The organism is Moorella mulderi DSM 14980, assembly GCF_001594015.1.
Classification (GTDB): domain Bacteria; phylum Bacillota; class DSM-521; order Neomoorellales; family Neomoorellaceae; genus Neomoorella; species Neomoorella mulderi.
The window spans coordinates 1-1819 of the sequence record NZ_LTBC01000040.1 but is presented as its reverse complement, the minus strand read 5'-3'; the positions used below and the strand labels follow the sequence as shown (position 1 = coordinate 1819).

General features: G+C 55.3%; 2 protein-coding genes. Both read left to right on the top strand.

From position 1 onward, the window contains the following. Positions 1-84 precede the first annotated feature (84 nt). The gene (tnpB, locus tag MOMUL_RS15115; protein WP_062286232.1) at positions 85-441 is read left to right on the top strand and encodes an IS66 family insertion sequence element accessory protein TnpB; all 357 of its coding nucleotides are present in this window, start codon (positions 85-87) and stop codon (positions 439-441) included. A gap of 80 nt (positions 442-521) precedes the next feature. Then, positions 522-1819, top strand: a 1298-nt coding sequence (tnpC, locus tag MOMUL_RS15110) for an IS66 family transposase (RefSeq protein ID WP_407937698.1), incomplete at its 3' end; no start/stop codon positions are given.

Genomic DNA, 1819 nt, shown 5'->3' with positions numbered 1-1819 from the left:
CAAAATAGGACCGGCCAGCATCGAGGTAAGACCCGGTTTTGATCCGGCCTTGCTCGCCCAGGTAGTCCGGGTGCTGGTAGCGATATGCTAAACGAAGCTGGCATCGACCGGGTTTATCTCGCCTGCGGCGCCACTGACCTGCGCAAGTCCATTGACGGCCTGGCGGTGCTGGTCAAGGAAGGGTTTGAATTAGACCCTTTCACTTCCTGCCTTTTCGTTTTCTGTAACCGCCAGCGGGATAAACTAAAGATCCTCCACTGGGAGCATAATGGGTTCTGGCTTTATTACCGCCGGCTGGAGAAGGGCAAATTTCCCTGGCCTCAAGATACCACTTCTGCAACCATCACCATAAGCCGCCGGGAGCTGCGCTGGCTGCTTGACGGCCTCCCCTTAAAACAGCCCCAAGCCCATCCCGAGGTAAAAGCGCGCACCATCTTGTAATATAAAGCACTAGAAAGAAATATTTTCTGTTTGTGGTTGATTCTAGAGGAATTCGACGCGATTCGTCGAATCATTAAAGCATGAACACTTCGCAATCTATCGCCGTCATGACCATAGAAGAGTTACAAAACCACTGCCTGCAGCTGGAAAAGCAGTGTAGACAGCTGGAACAACAAAATGCTGAACTGACCGCCAAGCTAAACTGGTTTATGGAGCAGTTCCGTTTAAGCAAGAAGCGGCAATTCGGTGTTTCCAGCGAACGGACCACACCTTTACAAGAGCAGCTCTTGCTTTTTAATGAGGCGGAAGTGGAAGCCCGGCCGGAGGCACCTGAGCCGGATTTGGAAACCATCACCTACCAGCGCCGCAAAGGGCGCGGCCGCCGGGAGATGAACCTGGAAGATCTGCCGGTAGAAGTAGTAGAGCACCGCCTGCCGGAAGAAGAACGGGTCTGCCCGTGCTGCGGCGGCCCTTTGCATGAAATGAGCACCGAGGTGCGGCAGGAACTCAAGGTCATCCCGGCCCAGGTGAAAGTGGTTAAGCATGTGCGCTACGTCTATTCCTGCCGCCACTGCGAGCGGGAAGAAATAACCACCCCGGTTGTCACGGCGCCGATGCCGGCTCCCGTGCTTCCCGGCAGCCTGGTATCCCCCTCCCTCATGGCCTACATCATGACCCAGAAATATGGAGCAGGGTTACCACTCTACCGCCAGGAGCAGCAGTTTAAAGGTTTGGGGATAGACCTTTCCCGGCAGACAATGGCCAACTGGGTGCTCCATGGAGCCAACACCTGGTTAACCCTTATTTACGACCGCCTCCATGAACACCTGCTTAAAAGAGATATCCTCCATGCTGACGAGACGACCTTACAAGTGCTTCAGGAACCTGGAAGGGAAGCTACCACTAAGTCTTATCTTTGGCTTTACCGTACCGGGCGGGACGGTCCCCCCATCATCCTTTACGACTACCAGACCACCCGGGCCGGCAAACACCCCCGCCGCTTCCTGTCAGGTTTTAAGGGTTATTTGCACGTTGACGGCTATGCCGGCTACAATGAACTTCCAGATGTCACCCTGGTCGGCTGCTGGGCCCATGCCCGGCGCAAGTTCGACGAAGCATTAAAGGCCCTGCCGGAAGATAAACGCAATGCACCCGTAGCCGCCCGGGAGGGGCTGGAGTTCTGCAACCGGCTCTTTGCCATAGAGCGCGAGTTGAAAGAGGCAACACCGGAAGAACGCTATCAAATCCGCCAGGTGCGCAGCCGGCCCGTGCTGGACGCCTTTTTGGCGTGGCTTAAAAACCAAAAAGCCCGGGTACTGCCCAAAAGTTCCTTTGGGCAGGCGATTTACTATTGCCTGGGCCAGTGGGATAAACTCGT

Excerpts from the sequence above, each read along its gene's own strand:
- tnpB (WP_062286232.1), top strand. The coding sequence starts at position 85 with ATGCTAAACGAAGCTGGCATCGACCGGGTTTATCTCGCCTGCGGCGCC.